Source organism: Arthrobacter sp. NPDC056886 (assembly GCF_042788715.1).
In the GTDB taxonomy this organism is placed as follows: domain Bacteria; phylum Actinomycetota; class Actinomycetes; order Actinomycetales; family Micrococcaceae; genus Arthrobacter.
Genome location: NZ_JBHUBT010000007.1, coordinates 21,650 through 41,953 on the forward strand (window position 1 = coordinate 21,650; position 20,304 = coordinate 41,953).

The 20,304-nt window shown below is 64.9% G+C and carries 22 protein-coding genes; 15 read left to right on the top strand and 7 right to left on the bottom strand.

The features are described 5' to 3' along the window. Positions 1 to 101 precede the first annotated feature (101 nt). Both pdxS and ACFRJ8_RS12985 read left to right on the top strand, forming a co-directional pair. Positions 102 to 1,016: a pyridoxal 5'-phosphate synthase lyase subunit PdxS gene (gene pdxS, locus ACFRJ8_RS12980; RefSeq protein ID WP_377986573.1), complete on the top strand. Its 915-nt coding sequence runs from the start codon at positions 102 to 104 to the stop codon at positions 1,014 to 1,016. An 8-nt stretch (positions 1,017 to 1,024) separates the two neighbouring features. Continuing rightward, entirely contained in the window at positions 1,025 to 1,249 is a 225-nt protein-coding gene (locus ACFRJ8_RS12985) for a hypothetical protein (protein WP_377986574.1), read from the top strand. Between the two features lie 551 nt (positions 1,250 to 1,800). On the opposite strand, the gene ACFRJ8_RS12990 is transcribed toward ACFRJ8_RS12985, so the two are convergent. Further along, positions 1,801 to 2,079, bottom strand: a complete 279-nt coding sequence (locus ACFRJ8_RS12990) for a YciI family protein (protein WP_377986575.1) — start codon at positions 2,077 to 2,079, stop codon at positions 1,801 to 1,803. 123 nt (positions 2,080 to 2,202) lie between these two features. Between ACFRJ8_RS12990 and ACFRJ8_RS12995 the strand changes: the two genes are divergently transcribed. The 4 genes from ACFRJ8_RS12995 (at position 2,203) to ACFRJ8_RS13010 (ending at position 4,623) form a co-directional block, all read left to right on the top strand. Next, positions 2,203 to 2,436 (top strand): DUF6480 family protein, encoded by a 234-nt coding sequence (locus tag ACFRJ8_RS12995; protein ID WP_377986576.1) that lies wholly within the window; start codon positions 2,203 to 2,205, stop codon positions 2,434 to 2,436. A 270-nt stretch (positions 2,437 to 2,706) separates the two neighbouring features. Continuing rightward, the gene (locus ACFRJ8_RS13000) at positions 2,707 to 3,567 is read left to right on the top strand and encodes an SDR family oxidoreductase (RefSeq protein WP_377986577.1); all 861 of its coding nucleotides are present in this window, start codon (positions 2,707 to 2,709) and stop codon (positions 3,565 to 3,567) included. A gap of 91 nt (positions 3,568 to 3,658) precedes the next feature. Continuing rightward, positions 3,659 to 4,051 carry a VOC family protein gene (locus ACFRJ8_RS13005; protein WP_377986578.1) on the top strand — a complete coding sequence of 131 codons (393 nt, stop codon included), beginning with the start codon at positions 3,659 to 3,661 and terminating at the stop codon, positions 4,049 to 4,051. A gap of 296 nt (positions 4,052 to 4,347) precedes the next feature. Then, complete coding sequence (locus ACFRJ8_RS13010; RefSeq protein WP_377986579.1) at positions 4,348 to 4,623, top strand: ANTAR domain-containing protein; 276 nt, start codon at positions 4,348 to 4,350, stop codon at positions 4,621 to 4,623. Positions 4,624 to 4,658: 35 nt separating this feature from the next. Here the strand turns inward: ACFRJ8_RS13010 and ACFRJ8_RS13015 are convergent, their stop codons facing one another. Continuing rightward, entirely contained in the window at positions 4,659 to 4,940 is a 282-nt protein-coding gene (locus ACFRJ8_RS13015; protein ID WP_377986580.1) for a hypothetical protein, read from the bottom strand. 183 nt (positions 4,941 to 5,123) lie between these two features. Continuing rightward, positions 5,124 to 5,909 (bottom strand): hypothetical protein, encoded by a 786-nt coding sequence (locus tag ACFRJ8_RS13020; RefSeq protein WP_377986581.1) that lies wholly within the window; start codon positions 5,907 to 5,909, stop codon positions 5,124 to 5,126. Between the two features lie 339 nt (positions 5,910 to 6,248). On the opposite strand from ACFRJ8_RS13020, the gene ACFRJ8_RS13025 reads away from it, so the two are divergent. The 5 genes from ACFRJ8_RS13025 to ACFRJ8_RS13045 all read left to right on the top strand — a co-directional run bounded on the left by ACFRJ8_RS13025 (position 6,249) and on the right by ACFRJ8_RS13045 (position 9,555). Then, positions 6,249 to 6,752: a DUF1801 domain-containing protein gene (locus tag ACFRJ8_RS13025; RefSeq protein WP_377986582.1), complete on the top strand. Its 504-nt coding sequence runs from the start codon at positions 6,249 to 6,251 to the stop codon at positions 6,750 to 6,752. Positions 6,753 to 6,821: 69 nt separating this feature from the next. Further along, the gene (locus tag ACFRJ8_RS13030; protein WP_377986583.1) at positions 6,822 to 7,508 is read left to right on the top strand and encodes a TM2 domain-containing protein; all 687 of its coding nucleotides are present in this window, start codon (positions 6,822 to 6,824) and stop codon (positions 7,506 to 7,508) included. Positions 7,509 to 7,764: 256 nt separating this feature from the next. Further along, positions 7,765 to 8,211 (top strand): hypothetical protein, encoded by a 447-nt coding sequence (locus ACFRJ8_RS13035; RefSeq protein WP_377986584.1) that lies wholly within the window; start codon positions 7,765 to 7,767, stop codon positions 8,209 to 8,211. Between the two features lie 94 nt (positions 8,212 to 8,305). After that, positions 8,306 to 8,692 carry a PLDc N-terminal domain-containing protein gene (locus tag ACFRJ8_RS13040; RefSeq protein WP_377986585.1) on the top strand — a complete coding sequence of 129 codons (387 nt, stop codon included), beginning with the start codon at positions 8,306 to 8,308 and terminating at the stop codon, positions 8,690 to 8,692. 356 nt (positions 8,693 to 9,048) lie between these two features. Beyond that, positions 9,049 to 9,555, top strand: coding sequence for an SRPBCC family protein (locus ACFRJ8_RS13045; RefSeq protein WP_377986586.1), 507 nt, complete (start codon positions 9,049 to 9,051; stop codon positions 9,553 to 9,555). 221 nt (positions 9,556 to 9,776) lie between these two features. Here ACFRJ8_RS13045 and ACFRJ8_RS13050 read toward each other — a convergent pair whose 3' ends face one another. After that, on the bottom strand, positions 9,777 to 10,952 hold the full coding sequence (locus ACFRJ8_RS13050) for a glutamate--cysteine ligase (protein WP_377986587.1): 1,176 nt from the start codon (positions 10,950 to 10,952) through the stop codon (positions 9,777 to 9,779). A gap of 313 nt (positions 10,953 to 11,265) precedes the next feature. Between ACFRJ8_RS13050 and ACFRJ8_RS13055 the strand changes: the two genes are divergently transcribed. The 4 genes from ACFRJ8_RS13055 (at position 11,266) to ACFRJ8_RS13070 (ending at position 16,114) form a co-directional block, all read left to right on the top strand. Beyond that, positions 11,266 to 12,405, top strand: a complete 1,140-nt coding sequence (locus tag ACFRJ8_RS13055; RefSeq protein ID WP_377986588.1) for an aminopeptidase P family protein — start codon at positions 11,266 to 11,268, stop codon at positions 12,403 to 12,405. Between the two features lie 473 nt (positions 12,406 to 12,878). Further along, positions 12,879 to 14,321: an APC family permease gene (locus ACFRJ8_RS13060; protein ID WP_377986589.1), complete on the top strand. Its 1,443-nt coding sequence runs from the start codon at positions 12,879 to 12,881 to the stop codon at positions 14,319 to 14,321. Then, positions 14,318 to 14,764, top strand: a complete 447-nt coding sequence (locus ACFRJ8_RS13065) for a hypothetical protein (protein ID WP_377986590.1) — start codon at positions 14,318 to 14,320, stop codon at positions 14,762 to 14,764. Before ACFRJ8_RS13060 ends, ACFRJ8_RS13065 begins: the two co-directional genes overlap by 4 nt. 3 nt (positions 14,765 to 14,767) lie before the next feature. Further along, entirely contained in the window at positions 14,768 to 16,114 is a 1,347-nt protein-coding gene (locus tag ACFRJ8_RS13070; protein ID WP_377986591.1) for a dipeptidase, read from the top strand. Positions 16,115 to 16,298: 184 nt separating this feature from the next. Here the strand turns inward: ACFRJ8_RS13070 and ACFRJ8_RS13075 are convergent, their stop codons facing one another. The 3 genes from ACFRJ8_RS13075 to ACFRJ8_RS13085 form a co-directional block, all read right to left on the bottom strand. Continuing rightward, positions 16,299 to 17,318: a CHAD domain-containing protein gene (locus ACFRJ8_RS13075; protein WP_377986592.1), complete on the bottom strand. Its 1,020-nt coding sequence runs from the start codon at positions 17,316 to 17,318 to the stop codon at positions 16,299 to 16,301. Next, complete coding sequence (locus tag ACFRJ8_RS13080) at positions 17,318 to 19,213, bottom strand: ABC transporter ATP-binding protein (RefSeq protein ID WP_377986593.1); 1,896 nt, start codon at positions 19,211 to 19,213, stop codon at positions 17,318 to 17,320. The genes ACFRJ8_RS13075 and ACFRJ8_RS13080 overlap by 1 nt, the downstream gene beginning before the upstream one ends. Positions 19,214 to 19,677: 464 nt before the next feature. Continuing rightward, positions 19,678 to 20,304, bottom strand: coding sequence for a malonic semialdehyde reductase (locus ACFRJ8_RS13085; protein ID WP_377986594.1), 627 nt, complete (start codon positions 20,302 to 20,304; stop codon positions 19,678 to 19,680).

A 20,304-nucleotide genomic window follows, 5' to 3' on the forward strand; every position in this document is an offset into this window, starting at 1 on the left:
GGTGAAGCACCCGTAGCCCCCGGGTGCGAATGGAAACCCGGGGTTCATCCCGTTAGTGAAATGCCTGACTTCGCAGGCATCCCGCCCCATTGGAGCAAAAAGTGTCCGACAGACCACTCCCATATGAACACGTCACAGTCACGGGCAGCAGCCGCGTCAAGCGCGGCATGGCTGAGATGCTCAAGGGCGGCGTCATCATGGACGTCGTCAACGCCGAGCAGGCCCGCATCGCCGAAGACGCCGGTGCCGTGGCCGTGATGGCGCTGGAACGTGTTCCGGCCGATATCCGCGCCCAGAGCGGCGTGTCCCGCATGTCCGATCCCGACATGATCGATCAGATCATCGCGGCCGTGTCCGTGCCCGTCATGGCCAAGGCCCGGATCGGCCACTTCGTCGAGGCGCAGGTGCTGCAGTCCCTCGGCGTGGACTACATCGACGAGTCCGAGGTCCTGACCCCGGCCGACTACACCAACCACATCGACAAGTGGAACTTCACCGTTCCGTTCGTCTGCGGTGCCACCAACCTCGGTGAGGCCCTGCGCCGGATCAACGAGGGCGCGGCGATGATCCGGTCCAAGGGCGAGGCCGGCACCGGGGACGTCTCCAACGCGACCACGCACATGCGCCAGATCCGCGCCGAGATCGCCAAGCTCGCCGGCATGGCCGAGGACGAGCTCTACGTCGCGGCCAAGGAGCTGCAGGCCCCGTACGAACTGGTCAAGGAAGTTGCCGCGACCGGCAAGCTCCCGGTGGTGCTGTTCACCGCCGGCGGCATCGCCACCCCGGCGGACGCCGCGATGATGATGCAGCTCGGCGCCGACGGCGTGTTCGTCGGTTCCGGCATCTTCAAGTCCGGCAACCCGGCCCAGCGCGCCGCCGCCGTCGTGAAGGCCACCACCTTCTTCGACGACCCGGACGAGATCGCCAAGGCCTCCCGCGGCCTGGGCGAGGCCATGGTCGGCATCAACGTCGACGAGATCCCGCAGCCGCACCGCCTCGCCGAGCGCGGCTGGTAAAGCGGATCATGGTGGGTACGAGCCCAAGCCAGACCTTGGCCGGACGTGGGCCGCGTAGCGACTGGGCCCGGCTGACGGGCCACACGGTGGAGGTGTGGCTTTCGGGGGAGCACATCATGACCGGCGTGGTGGAACAAGCCGCTGATGACGACTCCGTCCTCTGGATTGCGGCCGCCGGAAACAGCACGCGAAGGCTCTTCGATAAGGCGACGGGATACCGGATCCGGGCCTAGCCGCCGCGTCCGGCGGGAACACCGACTCGACGATGTGGTTGAGCTGGCGGGCCGATGCCTCGGTTGATGTTCGGCCTGAGATGAAGCCGCTGTCCGCCCCACCGCTACGGCCGCGGGAGATTGAGGCTGGGCCAGGGCGGTCCCGCACGGTCAAAAGGACTTTCGGCCCTGAATGTCTGTGAGCTCGAGGTTGAGTGTAGAAGGGACGGTGGGATCGCTGCGTTCGAACGGGCGACGCCGGTTCGGTGACTGCGATCTCGGGTCAGGTCACAACCAAGTCAAGCTCTGTGAAAGGAATTGTCATGGCTCTCTCCGATGATTTGATGCGCCTATTGGGCGGTTGAGGAAGCCGAGTACAGGGTGCTCGACGCCGTGCTGGCTCGAAAGGACGCCGACAGCATGTGAGGGGACTGCAGTCCGGCTGGCCCAGCCTCCTGTTCGTACTGGCTGGGCGGGCGGTTGATGAGGAAAGGACGACACGGGACGTAGCATGCTTGTCGGCTCGCGAGCTCAGCCCTCCCTCTGGCCGAGAGAATGAAGCCCGGATGTGCCTAATCGAAACGCACGGCGTCCCACTCAAGGATGCGCGGAACGGCGAGCCCCTCGACGGTGAAAGGATCTCCGGCGATAAAGCGTTCGGCATCCTCGCGCGAGGTGAAGATCCCCATCGATCCACCGGCCGGATCAGTCGTTTGGAACGGGCCCAATGCGATGAGGCCGCCGCCCGCGGCCCGGAACGCTTCGAAGTAGGCCTTATGGCGGGGGTACGTTTCAAGAATGCGCGAACGGTCGACGCCTTCGGTGAGGCTATACATCACGACGAATTCCATACGGCGATCCTACCCGTTGCTTGTGTAGAGATCTGACTGCCACCAGACGAAGTCTCTGGGCCGCATCAAACCACGACGAGCGCCCCCTGATCAAACATCAGGACCGCGACCAAGGGAGTGAACGTGTCAGGAAGCAATCCAGACCCATACGAGGACAAGATTACTGGCTTGGAGCCGGGAGGCGGAGTGCCGCCAGGCGAAACCCCTCCGGGCGAAGGCACGACGGCTGGGCCGCAGGGTCACGATGAGAACGGCACGACGAAGGGTACCCAGATTCTCTGGATGGCCGGGATCGCGGCAGTGGTCATGTTGTCGCTGCTGTACTTTGTCGGTTACATCGTGGGATTGCTCAGTTAGTGGGCCCTCGGGGCTGCCGGATCGGTCACGGACAGATCTCCCCAGCACCCTGAAAGCGCCGACAATGGACCTTTCGTACGGCTGGATCTGGGGCCCAAGACGGCAATCCGGAGAAAAACCAAGAGAAGCATCTGCGGAGCTGGTTCCCTGACGTGCGGACGCAGCCGGCCTAACCCACACGCGTTCTGCTTATCCACACCAGAACCGATGATGCAGTTAAGGGAGTTAGTTCAAGAAACAGACTGGGTCTGTTCATTATGAGAGGCATTCATGTCCATTGCAGTAACAGGCGCCACAGGGCGCTACGGCCGTAAGGCGATCGACGCGCTGCTCCGCCAGGGAGTTCCCGCCGACCAGATCGTCGCCATTGGACGCAACAGCGAAAAGCTCGCCGGGCTCGCGGACTTGGGGGTCGTGACCTGCAGGGCCGATTACGGAGATCCGACGGGTCTGGACGCAGCCTTGGTGGGCGTAGACAAGTTACTTCTCGTCTCCGGCAACGAGGTTGGTGCCCGGCTGCAGCAGCACCGGAACGTTGTTGATGCGGCCGTCCGGGCAGGAGTCCACCTGATTGCGTACACGAGTGCACCGAAAGCCGACACCAGCCCCCTGCTGATAGCGCCGGACCACAAAGCCACCGAAGCCTATATCCGGGACTCCGGGCTGCCCTTCGTGTTCCTGCGTAATTCCTGGTACCTCGCGAACTACACCGACAGGGCCGCAGCGTACGTGGACAGTGGCGTCGTCCCTGGCGCGGCCGGCGACGGCCGGGTCAGCGCCGCAACGCATGCAGACTACGCCGACGCCGCTGCGTCAGTACTCACAGGGGCCGGGCACGCAAATGCCGTGTACGAACTCGGTGGTGATCAAGCCTTCACCATGACGGAGTTCGCGCAGGCCCTGTCCGAGGCAAGCGGAAAGGACGTCGAGTATCACGACATGCCCAAGGATGAATACATTGGCTTGCTGCAGACTTTTGGGTTCCCACGGGAAGTAGCGGAGGTCTTTGCGGACGGTGATCTGGGGGTGGCCAGGGGTGACCTTTATGTCGAAACCGGCGACTTGGGGCGGCTGATAGGGCGCCCGACGACCACCATGCAGGCTGCCGTCGCCGCGGCCCTTGGCAGCTGAGTCACTGTCAATTCCGGGGTTGGAGTTGTGCAACCGCGCCATCCCTATTGCCACTGTTCCGCACGGCTCCACTGGGGCATAACATTCCCGCATGGACGCCAAGCTATTCGCCTATCTCAGCTACAGCGACGCACCCGCAGCCCTGGAGTGGCTCCAGGCGGTGGGATTTGATGTCGTTCGCCGGCAAGACGGCCCCGCAGGAACGGTACTGCACGCCGAAGTTCGCATGGGGGAGGCAGTGCTGATGGTGGCAAGTAACGACGCCGGCTACCACCGGCCGCCCCTGATCGGTCAGTCAACCGGCCAGGGACTATATCTTCTGGTTGAAGACGTCACCGCATTTCATCAGAAGGCCCTGGCCGCGGGCGGAACTTCCGTGATCGAGCCCGAAGACACCCCATGGGGTACCCGGCGCAGCCGAGTGCTCGATCCCCAAGGACAGGAATGGAGCGCCGGCACTTACCAGCCCGGAACCAACTCGTGAAACACCTCTGTGAACGCTGCAGTCGGCCGATGACTCATCGGTGGCCCTGGCCGGGACCGGCGTCGGCATGAGCTGGGACGCAGTTCGAGTCCCACCTCGGGCACGTGATTTCGTTCAGTCCCAGCCGTTCCTTCCGGTCACGCCGTGGTCACCACTGGTCCGTCCTTCGGGGACGCCGAGACGCGTAGGCGCCTTGTGCTTCGCTGCCAGGTCTTGTTCGTTGGTGAGGTTCCGGGCGTAGCCAAGTGGGTTCTGAGCCGACCTCACGTGCGGCGTAGTGCTTGCCTCAGGTGGCCGTGGCCGACTGTCTCGTAGCCGATGACCGTTACCGCAGGGGCGAAGGCCAGGATGCATTCTCCGACGCGCAGGAAATCAGCCAGCTTAACCTGGCGCTGGACACGCGGGACCTCATCGACCAGGCCAAAGGAATCCTCATGGAAAGGTTCAAAATCACCTCCCAGCAGGCGTTCCAGGTCCTGACGAGGGCAAGCTCCGAAACCCAGACCAAACTTAGGGACGTCGCCGACCGGCTCACCAGCAGCGGAGAGATCCCCACCCGCCGGCGCGACTAAATACGGGTTAGAAGCTGATCCGGTTTGTGAGGAAGCTAGAGCAGGCTTGGCTGGCTCGAAAGTATGTAGTCCACCGCCGCCGGGCCGGTCATCGTCACTCCGGCCCAGGAGCGCTGCCGGCCGCTCCTGTGCGGCTGAGCATGGCCCTGTCGGCGCATTTCGCTCCACAAGGACTTGTTGGAGCCGACCTCTTCGCCGTTCAGCAAGCACCAGCTGATGTACACGCCGTATATTTCATCGTCCGGGAGGCCTGATTGCCTGTTGGGATCCTGAATCAAGCACTCGGACAAGAAACGCGGGTGATTCGTGACGCTCATCTGTGGCACCTTCCATTGGAGTGGCCCCCCTGCGGACCGTCGGCGTGTGGTGCTTCGGGCACGTCCGGGGAGTCTGACTAGGGGTTCGGAGCCGTGCGCCCGGCGGATGGGTCGGTACTCCCGCAAAGCACAGGGCCGTGTCGACTCTCTGCCACCAGGTGAGGCCGCCTTGGAATTCTTCGTCTAGGGGTGGTAGTACTCCTCCGTCGGAGTAAAGCCCGCACGGTCCACTCTCCGGTGGTAGTGAACTCCAGTGAGCCCGCCCAGCACGGCGCCTATCAGGGCTGTGGCGGCCACCGCGATGGCCGCAATGATGCCTTCTAGGCGAAGCGGCCCCTCGACCAGCGGCAGTCGAAGGTAACTGTTGATCGTGGTCAAGACATTGGATTGCCCAAGAATCGCCAGCAGTGCCGCCGCTACGGCGCCAATGACGCCCCACAGCCACACCATCAGCCCCTGGCCGACGCCGTTGAAGCGCGCCATCCGGCCGGCCACGTAGCCACCCGAAAAATAGGCGAGGAGTTGGAGCGACAAGAGCACGATCATTCCGGTCATGCCGCCACCTGATGATGTCTGGCCAGCTCGAGAGAGCGGGTCCGTGGCGGGCAGCAAGCCGGCCCTGCCGGCCGCCGCAACCAGAGCAACCAGCAGAACAGCCATTGCGGTTGAAACCAGCCAGCCGAAGAAGGCGGAGCCGAACTTGATGCCGCCGAAGCGCTCCTCTTCGCGGGCCACCACGGTTTCCCGGACGGCGGCGGCCGCCGGGTCTCCTGGCAACATACCGTCGACCGTGTCATCGACGTACCCGTAGTTTTCACCGTCGGGGATAACACCGTCAGTCTCTTCGTAGTAGCGGTCGTCAACTCCATTGTCAGAGGCACTATTTTCCGTTTGGTTCAAGGGTTCCGGAGTGTCGTCCCAGTCTGCGTCGAGTCGTCGCGCATCGTCAGGACCGCTTGCGCCGCCCATCACGCATCCTCCCTCTAAATGACCTACCGGGCTCACTTCCGAGGTTAGCCGGGTCGTACTACCAAAATTATGCGCACTCATCCTGGTTCACGAGGGGCTTTGGGCCTGCCTTGGACCAACTGTCCGGTGGCCGCGCCTAGCCGTGGGTGAAGGCCTCCGGCCGGGGCGTTTGGGCCTAAAAACGCCAGAAGGAAAATTAGGGCAGGGCGATGTCCGTGGGCGACAGTTCTGGGAGGAACGTGCCACTTCCGTGACGGCGTCGTCTTCGTCTTGGGGGAACCGGAAGTTCGCGGCCGACAGGTTGTTCCGGCGGGTTTTCCGCGCGACGCATAAGGAATAATGCTCTCCATGACCAGCAGGGAGATCGGTAAGAGGGAAGTCGAAAAGCCGGCCTCGCGCGCAGCGGTACATGTCGATGTCGCCACTACTCTGCCGGAAGCCATGACCGGCAGGGCAAGCCCCGCGAAAGCGGCGGTCGGCGACAAGCCGGTCTTCGCATATATCGCCAGCCTGCCGCAGCCGCAGCGCGGCATCGCCGAAGCGGTCGATGCGCTGGCGGCAAAGACGCTGCCCGACCTCCAGCGCTCCGTGAAGTGGGGCATGTCGTACTACGGCGTCGGCGACGGGTGGTGCTTCAGCTGCGGCGGTTTTGCTGGCCATATCAAACTCATGTTTGTGAATGGCGCGGTGCTCGAGCCTGTACCGCCGGTGACACCGGTGGGGATGGGCAAGTCGACGCGGGGTGTGGAGCTCGAATCCTTGGACGACGTCGATGAACGCCAGATCGCGGCGTGGATGAAGCAAGTCGCGTCCGTGCCGGGTGTTGGGGGCAAGAAGCGTTGAACCCGAGGCCTGCTGCCGAGGTGCCGAAAGACCGTGGACATCCCAACGTGGCTGTTCGAGAATCGGAATGTGCCCCCGACCGAGCAGTACGGGCTCTTCTTCGAAGGTGAGCTGCTGCCGATGCGCTCCCTGCGCACCGCGTGGCTGCTGGCCCTGTGCCTGGGCTTCATCGGCGCGGACCGGTTCTATCTCCGCCGGCCCGTCACCGGCACCCTGAAGCTGCTGACCCTCGGTGGGTTTGGGATCTGGTGGCTCATTGACCTGTTCCGGATCACCAGGGAATACGCCGCTGACGGTGCTTCCATGCCGTTGGCCGGCACCAACTCCCTACGCCGCCGCCTGCGTATGGCCTCGACGGTCTTGGCCGCCGCCCTCGGTGGTGCGGTGTTCTGCATCATCGCGGCTCCCGTCACTGGGACCCTCACCGCCACCGTCACCGCTATGAACGCACTGCTGAACCCGGCCCCGACGCCACCGGTGAAAGAGTGGGTCACCATCGCGGAGGCCTCCGCCGCCGAACCCGCGGTGCCCGTTGTGACCGTCACCGGCAGGCTCCACATCGAGTACGCCTTCACTGGACCGGCCGTCGTCTACCTCCAGCCCGTGAAGGGGCCGGCTCTCACCGTTCTTTCGCTGATCAAGGCCCGCTCCGGGGCCACCGGTGTCACCCTGCCCCAGGGGTCCTACACGCTTACGGTGAGCACCACCGGCAAAGCCTGGCGCCTCATGGCCGAGGAGTACCGGATCCCCGGGTAGGACCGGCTGACCAGCACCCCGTCCTGTTTGAAGGACGATGAGTCCACGATTGGCGGGGATCTGCTGCTGCAGCCAACTGTCGGTACGGGGTCCCGCGGTGGCCGCTATTTCATGGCGGGGCAACCGCGACTCCGGCTTCTGCCACTTCGGATCATCTTCCCCGGATGAGGTCCACACCCACGGTGCGGGCAGACAATAATCGGACTCGCGCATGGCAGACCTCCCAGCCGCAATCCATTTCGGAAAGGAGCCCTCAGTGTCCAGACCACACCCGATCCTGGCAGGATCGATCGCAGCCGGGGCAGCCATAGCACTGTTCACAGGCTGCGGCACATCAAGCCCCGGAACGTCCGTCAGCAGCGCCAGAGCGGAGAAGAACGTTTCGCAGGCCTGCGCGGCGGCCAGCGCCTTCGCCGGATCCCTGACAAATTTCAAACAGACACTAAAACCGGGCGCCACCATAGAACAGATCAAATCGGCACGCGAACAGGTCGCGAAGACCTATGACGACCTGGTCAAGGCGAGCCAGGACGTAGCCAAAGACGAGATGGACGGCGTCAAAACGGCCGAAAACAAGTTCGACGCAGCTGTCAGAGCCGTCCCGGATGACGCAACCCTGACCCAGGCGGCCGCGTCCCTTTGGGACGACGCGGCCAACGTCCAGGCCGCGGTCAGTGACCTGCAGACGGCGACCAAGTGCTGACCCCGAGGTTCTCCGGTAGGCAAGCAGCAGCCTCAGTCTTGCCCAAGCTGCATTCCCGTACAACACCGCTCCGACCGAAAGCAGGGAAGTTGACATGAGTTTCTTGGAAGACTTTTGGGATTTTTTCTGGTGGTTCTTCTTCGTATACGCGTTCATCGCCTTCCTCTGGGCGTTGTTCGCCGTCTTTGGGGATCTGTTCCGCGACGACAAGCTGAGCGGGTGGTGGAAAGCCGTCTGGATTTTCTTCCTGGTCTTCGTGCCCGTGTTGGGCGTGCTGGTATACCTGATTGCCCGCGGTAAGGGCATGACGGAGCGGTCCATGGAACGGTCGCGGGCGAACCGGGAGGCTTCGAACGCCTACATCCGTAGCGTCGCTGCACCGAGTCCGAGCGAGGAGATCTCCAAAGCCACGGCCCTTCGGGACTCTGGAACCATCAGCGCTGATGAATTTGAACGGATCAAGAGCAAGGCACTGGTCTGAGAGCGCCATGGCCCCGGTACTGCCTAGCAGCAGACGCAGTGACCTCGCAGGGGACTCGGGCCGGCCGGAGGCTGTGAGACATGAACCGGTCAATGGACTTTCCGGCTGCGCACAGGAAGCCGGGCTAATATCCGGCTATCACTCCGTTTTGAAAAGGAGAATCTCTTGACCGAAGTAACAGTAGGGAACGTCCTGCCGGGGATGCACAACCGGCCGGCCGCGAAAGACTGCTGTGTCAAGGCCGTCCAGAATCCGGCGTTGCCCCTTGCCGGCGCCATCGGCCATGGGGCCGGCCGCCCTCTGAATGGCCGCGACGGCAGTCCGGTCCCGCGGGCAATGGCTTGGGGTGCGCACTGATGTCTACAGACCAGGTGCCCACAACCCGTCGCCCTCCCGGCCAGAGACAAGGTAAGTCCAGGCACTGCGTCGAGGGCGAGACACTGATCAACGCCCGAAGCTCCACCGTCTGGGACATCATTACGGATGCACGGAACTACACCGTATGGGAATCCGGCATCACCCACATCAGGGGCGAGCTGCGCAACGGTGGCACCATCAGAATCCGCAGCCATACCGGAGGGAACCGCACCTTCCGGCTGCGCGTCCAGCAGGTGCCCGGGGAAGCAATGACCTGGACCCAGGGGCTGCCCTTGGGCCTGCTCACCGGTGTGCGCACCTTCACGCTTGAACCCCGGGGCGGCATGACGCACCTGCGCGTAAAAGAAGAGTTCACTGGCCCGCTTTGCGGGCTCCTGCTCTGCGAGTTCGTGTCCGACACGCAGCAGGCGTTCAACGACTACGTTGACGCCGTCCGGAAACGAGCCGAAATCCTCAGCCGACACCCAAAAATCATGGGTCATTAGCACCACCAAGGCAACGCGCAGCGTCCAAGACGGCCCGACGCCTCCTGAACGTGCTCCGGCCATGCTCCGCGACGACCCTCTAGTGGCCGCCTGACGTTGCGTCACCGGTTCTCTGCCGGGACGCCGTCAGACGATACATCCCCGCGGGTCGAGTCGGAGCTCGGGAGAGCGGGCACACCGAACGCCGTCGTGGCTGTGCATTCGTGTCCCGTAGGGGTCAGTCAGCTAGTTTGCAGGCGCCGGGATCGGCGATGCGGGGCCGGGGCGGTCCCGTGGGTGTGTCCGATGGCCTCGAGCACCACGGCGGGCAGACTCTGGGTGCTCATCATGATCTCGCGCTGCCGGCGTGATCCTGTGCCGGAGGTCAGGATCCGGGCCGCTTCCGCGCTCACTTGCTCCTCGTCCCCGCTGTCGGCCAGGGCCGGCCGGATATGGGAGAGGAGGACCTGGACCGCTTCGGCGGCCGGGCATGGAATGTTCAGCAGGGGGTGCAGCAGGGTGTCCTCGACTCCTGATTGACTTGCTTTCCACGCCGCCAGGCGCAGTTGCCCGGCGGACAGACGGGGCGCAGAAATCCCGGCGCGCCATTCCTGGGCGGCCCGTTCAACGAGGCCCCGCACTATCGCGGCAATCGCGGCCGCGTGTGGGGCCTCCATGCAGACGTCGGCGATGCGTACCTCCACCGTCGGGTGGTTCCGGGAGAGGCGCGCGTCGAAGTACACCATGCCTTCGTCAAGGAGTACGCCCGTTGTCAGCAGGGATTGCACGTACCGGTGGTATTCGCGTTCTGATCCGAACCTTTCGCTGGGCCCGGCGGTCGGCCAGCGGTTCCAAGCCTGGTAGCGGAAGCTTGCGTATCCGGTGTCGGCGCCGTGCCAGAAAGGGGAGTTCGCGCTGAGCGCCAGCAACACGGGCAACCAGACCCGGATTCGGTCCAGGACTGCCACCCCTTCCTCACCGTCGGTGATACCGACATGAATATGGAAGCCGCAGGTGAGTTGCTCCCTGAGCGTCAAGCCGAATCGGGTTGCCATATTCAGGAATCGAGGCTGCGGCACGAGGGTGGGAGTGGCCGGGACGGGACTGGTGGCCACGGCGACCGCTCGTGCACCCACCGAACGGGCCGCCTCGTCGGCAAGCCGCCGGCCCTCTCGGATGCCCGCAATCACTTCCTGCAGCGTAGAACAGACAGGCCCAACGGCCTCAAGCTGCTCTTGCTGGACCTCCAAAGCCAAGGATGGGCCGCCACTGGTTTCAGGGCGCTGCGGGGACTTGGCCAAGCACTCTTCCGCGGCGGGTGCGGGCTGCCCCGTCGTGGCATCGACGAGCAGGAATTCCTCCTCGACGCCGAACGTCCTTTGAACCCCGCCGCCAGAACGGTTGGCTGGTCTCGTCATTGAAGTATTCAAGGCAGCTCCTAACAGGAAGGCTTCCAGCCCTGCTACTGCAGGGCGGCTGCCAATGAAGCTATACAGCCTCCTCCACGAACCATGATCACCGGCCCGCTCGCGCTGCTGATTTCCCCAGAATATCCCCGACAACAGCCTGCCGGAAGGAAAAGCCTGTAAAGACGGTTGTCCAGACGCAAGTGCCCCATCGGCCAAACCTTGCGGGGAACGGGACGCGTAACGGCGGGTCGGGGCAGCGACGCGGGATTACCGGAGGCGCGACGGGTTGACCAGTGATGCCCGGCGCACGAAAATGCGAACCATGAGTGATCATCGCAGCCCTTCCGAGCCGGCTCCGTTCACCGCCGATGACTTCGCCGAGCGGTTGCGGCGAGCAGCCCGCGCCGCCCAAGATGCCGGGCTCGACGGCATCCTGGTCACTCCCGGCCCGGACCTGCTGTACCTCACGGGGTATGCACCCGTGGCCATCACTGAACGCATCACCATGCTCGTGATCCCCGTCGACGCGGAGCCCGCCATGATCGTTCCGAGGCTCGAAAGGCCCGACGCGGAAGCGGCCGTCAGCGCCTCGATTCTGAGGATCACCGACTGGACCGACGGGAGCGACCCCTACACGGAATCTGCGACGCTGATGGCCGGAACCGGACGTTATGCCGTCTCTGACTCCGCCTGGGCCATGCACCTCCTCGGCCTGCAGGATCGACTGCCCAACTCGTCCTACGTCTCGATGACGACCGCCCTGCCGATGCTTCGGGCGATCAAGGATGACGACGAGATCGAGCGGCTGGCGGCGGCCGGCGCGGCGGCAGACCAGGCGTACGAGGAGATCGTCACCGTGCGGTTCGCTGGGCGCAGCGAGACCGACGTCGGCTCTGATCTCGCGGACCTGCTTCGCCAATTCGGTCATTCGCAGGTGGACTTCACCGTCGTTGGGTCGGGTCCGAACGGCGCCAACCCTCACCACGAGATCGGCCCGCGGATCATCGAGGACGGCGACATGGTGGTGCTCGACTTCGGCGGCCTCAAACACGGCTACGGATCAGACACGACGCGGACAGTGCACGTCGGCGAACCCACCGCCGAGGAGCGCGAGGTCCACGACGTCGTCAGACACGCACAGCAGGCCGGGTTCGAGGCCGTGTGGCCAGGCGTCGAGTGCCAGGAGATCGATCGCGTATCTCGGGCGGTGATCACTGAAGCTGGCTACGGCGACTACTTCATTCACCGCGTCGGGCACGGAATCGGACTGACGACTCACGAGCCGCCGTACATGGTCGAGGGCGAAACCCAGATCCTCCACCCCGGCATGTGCTTCTCGATCGAACCCGGAATCTACCTGCCGGGCAGGTTCGGCGTACGGATCGAGGACATTGTGACGGTCATTCCTGACGGCGGACGGCGACTCAACCAGACCTCGCACGAGATGAGAATCGTCCACTAGTCAGCCGACGTGGTCCACGATCTGACGTGGACCCGGAACGAGATCGCTCCTGAGAGTCCGCGCTGTCGATTGCCACCGCTGTTTACATTGCGATGTCGATCGGGGCGTTCGGCACCCTCACCGCTGACCAAGTGGTCGATTACGGGGCCACGGCCATCGCAGAGGCGGCGAAGCCAGCACTGGGCCAAGCGGGCTACGTCTGCTCGTTTTCTCGACCGTGACAGTCGGACATTGCCGCCACCGACTTGCTCTGGAAGCGCACCCGAAGCCGTTCAAATTAGCACCCCCGCGACCTGACGTATAGGGGAGTTGGTGACTGTTCCCGGCCAATTACTAGGTCCATGCTGTAGACACCGAGCACTTTGTGTGACAGGGGGCAGTGGCATGTTCGAACAGTCGACTACTCGCCCCAGGCGGTATTACTCCGCCTGGCCCGTGGCACAGACCACGGCGCACCCAAGGGTGTGTCTAACGTGAGCGAACAGGCAGTGACCCGGCCGAAGGCACCCCCGGCCGTGTGGATCTCCTGGGTGGCGCTGGCGCTGATGACCACCAGCTCGGTGGCCAGTCTGCGAGCCGCCCCGACCATGGCCGTCTACGGCCTTGCTTCAGTCTTCCTCTACGTGGTCCCCGCGATCGTCTTCCTCCTGCCCACTTCCCTCGTGTCCGCTGAACTGGCGTCCGGATGGAAGGGTGGCATCTACAACTGGGTATCGTCCGGGATCTCCAAACCGATGGGCTTCCTAGCGGTCTGGTGCCAGTTCGCCATGACGATCTTCTACTATCCGACCCTTCTGGGGTTCGTCGCGAGCACGCTCGCCTACGTCTTCAACCCGGCACTGGCCAGTAGCGGCGTGTGGACGGCCCTAGTGATCGTGGTCGCCTACTGGTCCGGTGTGTACGTCTCATCCCGCGGCACGAAGGGCGTGGCAGGCCTGGCTGGCGGAGGCCTGATCATCGGCACCCTTATTCCGGGCGCCGTGCTCGTCATTCTGGGCGCCGTCTTCCTCGGTCAAGGCAATCCATCTGCCGCTCCGATGACCGCGGCAAACCTCCTTCCTCAATGGGCGGGGCTGGCCAGCCTGGTGCTGATTGTAAACAATTTCCTGTCCTACAGTGGCATGGAGATGAACGCAGTGCACGTGTCCTCGTTAAAGGACCCGGCCAAGGAATATCCGAAGTCGATGTTCCTGGCCATGGGACTCGTACTGCTCATCTTTATCCTGCCGGCGCTGGCGATCAGCTGGATCGTCCCGGCCGATCAGCTCTCCCTCACGGCGGGTGTCATGCAGGCCTTCGACGCGGTGCTGGCCTCGTTCAACCTGCAGGCCCTTACTCCGATCTTCGGCATCATGCTGGTCGCTGCCTCCCTCGGCGGCATGCTGACCTGGCTGGCCGGTCCGTCGAAGGGCCTGCTGCTGATCTCGCGTGAGGAAGGCTACCTCCCGCCGTTCCTGCAACAGCTGAACAAAAACGGCGTACAGCAGAACCTCCTGGTCGTCCAGGGGCTCGTCACCACCGTGATCGCCCTCGGCTACGCGCTGGTCCCGGATGTCTCGAGCACGTACTGGATCTTCTCGGTGATCACCACGCAGGTCTACCTGATCATGTACCTGCTGATGTTCATCGCCGCGGTGCGGCTGCGCCGCAACGACCCCGACCACCCGCGCGGCTACCGGGCGCCGATGCTGGTCGGGCTTTGCGGCGTCGGATTCGCAGCCTCCCTGGCCGCCCTTCTCGTCGGGTTCGTCCCGCCGTCGCAATTCGGCAGCGGCGATCCGCTCGTGTATTTCCTGATCGTCGCCGGCGGCGCACTGGGCCTGGGCCTGCTCGTTCCGTTCCTCTTCTATAAGCTGCGCAAGCCCTCCTGGAAGCTGCCTGAACAAGGGGCGCAGACGGAGGTGCCAGAGTCATGAGCACCCATCTGGAGTCCTCAACCAAGCGGAGCCGCTCGATCGTTTACATCGTCTCCGTGATCTTGCTGGTGCTGTTCGCCGTGACTGCCCTGGTGATGTTCCGGCATGCGAGGGAGACCCAGCAGTCCCTGGCGAAGGCCGACCAGCTGATCGCGGAGATCGATGCGGCAGGGGGGACGGCCCCCTCGCGCGAACAGATAGCCCGGGTGCTTGGCGACGACGGCGGCGCTGTCTGCGCGAACCCGAACGACGCGCTGAGCCGGGCCACCTTCCACAGCCAGCTGACGAACGGCGCAACCGGGCCCGGAAGCAGGCCGGTGATCGCGAACGGCCGCGTCGCCAAAGGCGAGCTCGCGATTATCAAGATCTACTGCCCGGACAAACTGGCTGACTTCCAGCAGTTCATCGACGGCCTCAATACCTACAACTCGGGCGGAGGGTGAGCCGTGGACTTACGCTCCCGCATTGCCGATCTGATGCGTCCGGCGCAGGGGGAGCTCGCCGGATTTGTGGCCATCCGCTCGGTGGCGGACCCGCGGCAGTTTCCCCCCGAGGAGTGCGCAAGGGCGGCGCAGTGGGTCCTGGACAAATTCGCTGAGCTTGGATTTGCCGATGCCCACCTCGAGCGGACGCCGGACGGCTCGGACGCTGTAGTCGGTTCGAGACCGGGACCCGATCCGGATGCTCCCACCGTGCTCCTCTACGCGCACTATGACGTTCAGCCACCCCTCGATGATGCCGCATGGCGCACCCCGCCCTTCGAACTCACCGAGGTAGATGGCCGCTGGTATGGACGGGGCGCCGCCGACTGTAAAGGCAACATTCTGGCCCAACTGCTGGCACTGAGAGCGCTCGGCAACGATGTGCCGGTGAACCTGAAAGTGGTGGTCGAGGGCTCGGAGGAGCAGGGCACTGGCGGGCTGGAGGCGTTCGTAGCGAGCCACCCTGACCTGCTCCGTGCCGACACCATCCTGGTCTGCGACACGGGCAACGCCGCAGTGGGGCACCCTGCGGCGACCGTTACCTTGCGCGGGATGGTCAATGTCGTGGTGAGAGTGGAGGCGTTGACCTCCGAACTCCATTCCGGGATGTTCGGCGGTGCAGCCCCCGACGCGCTGGCCGCGCTGATTTCGATGCTGGCATCCCTCCGGGACGCACAAGGCAACACCACTGTCTCGGGACTGGACAACACCCAGACCTGGACCGGCGCGCCTTATCCGCCGGAACAGTTCCGCGGCGACGCCGGCGTGCTCGAGGGCGTCTCGCTGCTGGGCGACGGCAGCGTATCCGACATGCTCTGGGCGCGACCGGCCGTCACCGTGCTCGGCATCGACTGCCCGCCGGTCACGGGTTCGACGGCGGCGATCGTGCCGCGGGCCGGCGCGCGGCTGAACCTACGCGTCCCGCCAGGCATGGCCGCCGCCGACGCCCACTCAGCGTTGATGGACCAGCTCCGGGCCGCCGCACCCTGGGGAGTCCACGTTGCGGTGGACCTCGAGGCCATCGGGTCCCCCTTCCAGGCGGCAGTCGGCGGTCCGGCATTTGAGGCCATGAGTGCCGCGATGCTCGCGGCCTACGGGCGGCCGATGACGACCCTGGGGCAGGGGGGATCAATCCCGCTCTGCAACGTGTTTGCCGACACCTACCCGGACGCGGAGATCATCCTGTTGGGCGTCGAGGAACCCCTCGCGCTTATCCATGCGCCGAACGAGAGCGTCGACCCGGGAGAAATCCGCGCCCTGGCCGAGTCACTGGCCCGCTTCCTGCAGCAGTACGCCACGCTGCGCGGTTAGTCGCGTCTGCCACGGTGCTCATGCAGATGCGAATGTGCAGCGGGTTGCCTCTGCTGGCGTACGATTCGGCATCAGCGGCACTGAGCTGTCTGGCCTTGGTGGCCGGCTGAGACCGGGCCGGCGCTCGGCTTGCGGCGGCCCCGTCGACGTCCGGTAACGCTCGAGTTGTCAGCTCCTGTGCGTTTCAGTTCCCGCTCCCGGTCCGCGCGGCCGACGTCCCCGCGTCGTACTGGAGGGAAGCGGCGTCGGGCAGCCAGGCCGCCTCGTCGTAGAGGCTGCTCAGCCGGCGAGGAAGCTTCTCCAGAACACGGTCGGTGCGGACCTGCTCCAGAGCGTCCACCAGGTAGTACGTGCTGGTCGGATGACCTTTGGCCGACGCGGCGGAACCGAGCTCCTGCAGCACTGGGCGGGTCACGACCGCGTCCTGGTAGTCGCCGAGCAGGTCCTGGAGCTTCTTGGCCTGCCGGCCCAGCCGCCGGGCGGGTTTGCCGACGACGGGGGCGGCGACGTCGATCACGTAGCGGAGTTGCTTGTCGGCCTTGCGGGCGTCGTGCAGCGCCTCATCCCGTTCCGTCCCTGCCGGGAGCGCCTGGGCGGCCACGAGGTAACGGTCGAGCGTGCGCAGCGCCTTGGCGATGCTCTTTGGCAGCTCCTCCGCCGCGGGCCGCACGGCGCGTTCGGTGAAGGGCGGGTCGGCCGGCGGCCAGTCCAGCACCTGACGGAGCGCGGCGTAGCGATCGCTGTCGAGCGTGGCTTGGGTGGTCTGGCTGCTGCTAACGGCGAGCTGGTCCAGCTGGGTGCGGGCGTCGTCGACCACGGGGCCGACGATCAACTCCGACGGCAGTGCGTCGTGCTGTCGTTTCAGCTCGATGAGTGTCCTCTGCGTGTCGTTCTCCTCGCCGAGCTGGCGGCCCAGCCAGGCCAGCTCGGCGCACACCGGTCGAGTGACCTGCCGATCGAGGATGCGGGAGAAGCCGCGAAGGATGGAACGTAGCTGGCGGATGGCGACCCGCATCTTGGTAACCCCATTCGGGTCGCCGTCGCGCACCTTGCGCTCGGCCGCCCGAAGCGCCCTGGTCTGGGCGAGGAGGGCCTGGAGCACCACCTCGCCAGCCGTGGGCGGGGCCGCGGTCGCCGCCTGATTCTTCGACGACTTGGTGCGGCGGGTGGACGGCACTCGGGTGTTCGTCGCGGTGATGGTCATTAGAAGGCTCCTATGGTGGTGAGGCGGGTCTGGTCGGCGGAAGGGTCTGCCGGAGCGGTCTCGGGCAGCTCGGTGTCCAAGACGCCACCCTGGCGCAGGTACACGGTGCGGGTGGCCAGCGCAGTGACCGCGGGCCGATGCGTCGTCGCGATGATCGTCCGACCTTCGACGAGCCGGCCCAGCGCCTGGACAACGAGTTCCTCGGCGTGAACGTCCAGGCCGGCGGTGGGTTCGTCGAGGAGCACGACGGGGGCATCGACGAGCAGTGCGCGGGCGATGCCGACGCGTTGGCGCTGCCCGCCGGAAAGCCCGGTCCCTCCGGTACCGACGGTGGTGTCGAGCCCGTCGGGGAGGTCATCGGCGAACTCGCTGACCAGGGCCGCCTTGGCGGCGGCAGCCACCTCGGCGTCCGTGGCTTCGGGGCGACCGTAACGGATGTTGTCGACCAGTGTGCCAGAGAACAGGAAGGTGTCCTGCAGGACCATGGCCACCTGCTGGTGCAGCCAGTGCTCCGGGACGTCGGGGACCGAGTGCCCGTCGAGCAGGACCTGGCCGGCGGTGGGACGGTAGAGGCCGCCGATCACGGACAGGAGGGTCGACTTGCCGGCGCCGTTGTCACCGAGCAGGGCGATCCGCTCGCCAGGAGTGACGGTCAAATCGATGTCGGTGAAGACCGGCCCGCGGCCGGTGCCGTAGTCCAGCATGACCTTCCGCAGCTCGATGCGGCCGCCGACGCGTGCCGGCAGCGGCTCGTCGGTGCCCTGGTGGTCGGTGGGCTGATCGAGGATGTCGGCGATCCGTTGGGCCGATGCGGCGCCCTGGGTGAAGCTAGGTGCCAGCTTGGCCAGGGACTTCATCGGCGAGAGCATGGTCTTGAGGTAGCTGGTGACGACCACCAGCACCCCGACCTGCCACCAGCCCTTCAAAGCTCCGTATCCGCCGACGAACAGCACCAGCGCGGTGCCCACGGCGGCGACCATCTGCAGGGCGGGGGAGAACTTGGCGCTGACCTTGACCGAGCGCAGCGACAGGCGGAGCACGTTCTCGTTCTGCGTGGCGAACCGCTGGTCTTGCACCCGCTGGTTGCCGAACGCGTGCACCGTGCGGATGCCCATCAGCGACTCGCTGACGAGCCCGGTCAGGTCGCCGGTGGCGGCCCGCTTGCGACGGGCGTACTGCCGGGTCAGGCCTGCGAAGTGATTGGCGGTCAGGAACACCAGCGGGGCGACGACGAGCCCGATCAGCCCCAGGCGCCAGTCCACCGCGACCATCACGGCGGCGGTACCGGCCAGTGTCAGCACCGACGGGACGAGATCGGTGCCCACATCCCGCAGGGTCGATTCCACCGTTGACGTGTCGGAAACGACCCTACTGGTCAGCTCGCCGACGGACTGCCGGTCGTGGAAGGCCATCGGCAGCCGCTGGGTGTAGGCGAACACATCAGCTCGGATGCGCGAGGTGATCCGCTGGCCGGACCCATTCATGTACATGTCGCCCAGGTAGGAGAACATCCCCGCGACAGCGGTGATCACGAGCACGGCGCTCGCCGCGACCAGCAGCATCGCCATCGACGAACCGCCGAACCACCCGGCGACGGTGTGCAGGATCCCGCTCTGGGCCTGGCCCTTGTCCTGGCCCTTGTCCTGGAGCAGGTCGTTGATGACCAGCGCTAGCGGCCAGGGGGCCGCAAGATTGGCGGCCATTTGCCCGCCGTTCATCAGCATGCCCAGAACCAGCGACTTCCGCTCGGGTCGGCCGTAGTCCTTGAACCGCCACAGCTCGCGCAGAGTGCTGAGATCCCAGCGCGAACGCCGACCGGGACCCTGTCTTTGGGTCTTGACTGCTTCGACGTCTTCCGGGCTGGATGGCAGGTTGTCCGTGGAGTGCACGGTCATGGGTTGCTCCTCTGTACAGGGTGGGATGGGCTATTGCGCTGACGATGCGGGATACGTCGCAGAACCATACGTTGTATGGAACAATAACCATACAACGTATAAAAGCTGGGTTGCAATGCCCACCACCTGTGGTGGAAGCAATTGTTTGGTTGCCTGTGCGGAACGCCAACACGTGGGTGCTGCCGGATGAGAGGCCCCGCGCCGGGGAAGCAGTTGGCCATCACCGGCGTGGTGGCGGCAGCGCATCGGGCGACGCGGGATGTTGAACTCACCGGAGACGGTGGCTCTGGGTCGCTTCAGTAACGGCATCGACCTCGAACCGGCCGGCAGTTGAGTTAATGCGAGAGGCACCCGTCCTGCGGCAAAGCACGGGCTTCCCGAAGGATCCAACGGATCACAACAGGCAGGGCCTCCTCCTTCGACGGTGGAAGAAGAAGACCCTGCCTGTTGTGGCATGCGACTAGTTAAATGGTTCGTACGGCGATGTCGGCTGAGAGGCGGGGCAGGCGTGGGAACCAGGCGTTCTCGCCTGGTTCCCCGACGTTGACCACCATGAACGCCCGGTGTGCGGTACCGGCGTTGAACTCAGCGTCAACGCCGGCGGCGTCGAATCCACCCATGGGGCCAGCATGGAGTCCGACTGCGCGGACCGCCATGATGAAAATCCCCGATTGGAGCCAGGCGTTGTTCTTGCCGATTTCGGCGCGCGTGTTCCTGTCGCCGTCGAACATTGCTTTGCGTTCGGGTGCGGGTGGAAAGAACGTTGGGAAATGTTCGTGCCAGTCGCTGTCATAGGACAGCACCGCGACTGCCGGGGCGCTGCGGGTCTTTTCCTGGTTGCCTTCCGCCAGGTGCGAGGCAAGACGTTCGCGGGCTTCGGGTGACTGGACCCAGGTGATGCGCAGCGGCTGGTTGTTCATCATCGTGGGGCTCATCTTCGTCAGCTCGTAGATCGCGGCCAGCGTGTCGGCTGGGACCGGTTTGGAGGAGAAGCTATTGGCTGTCCGCGCGTCGAGGAAGAGCCGTTGGGTGCTGTCGGAGTCGATGGCGAGAGTGTCGTCGATTGTGGCCAGGGATGTCGGGGAGTTCAT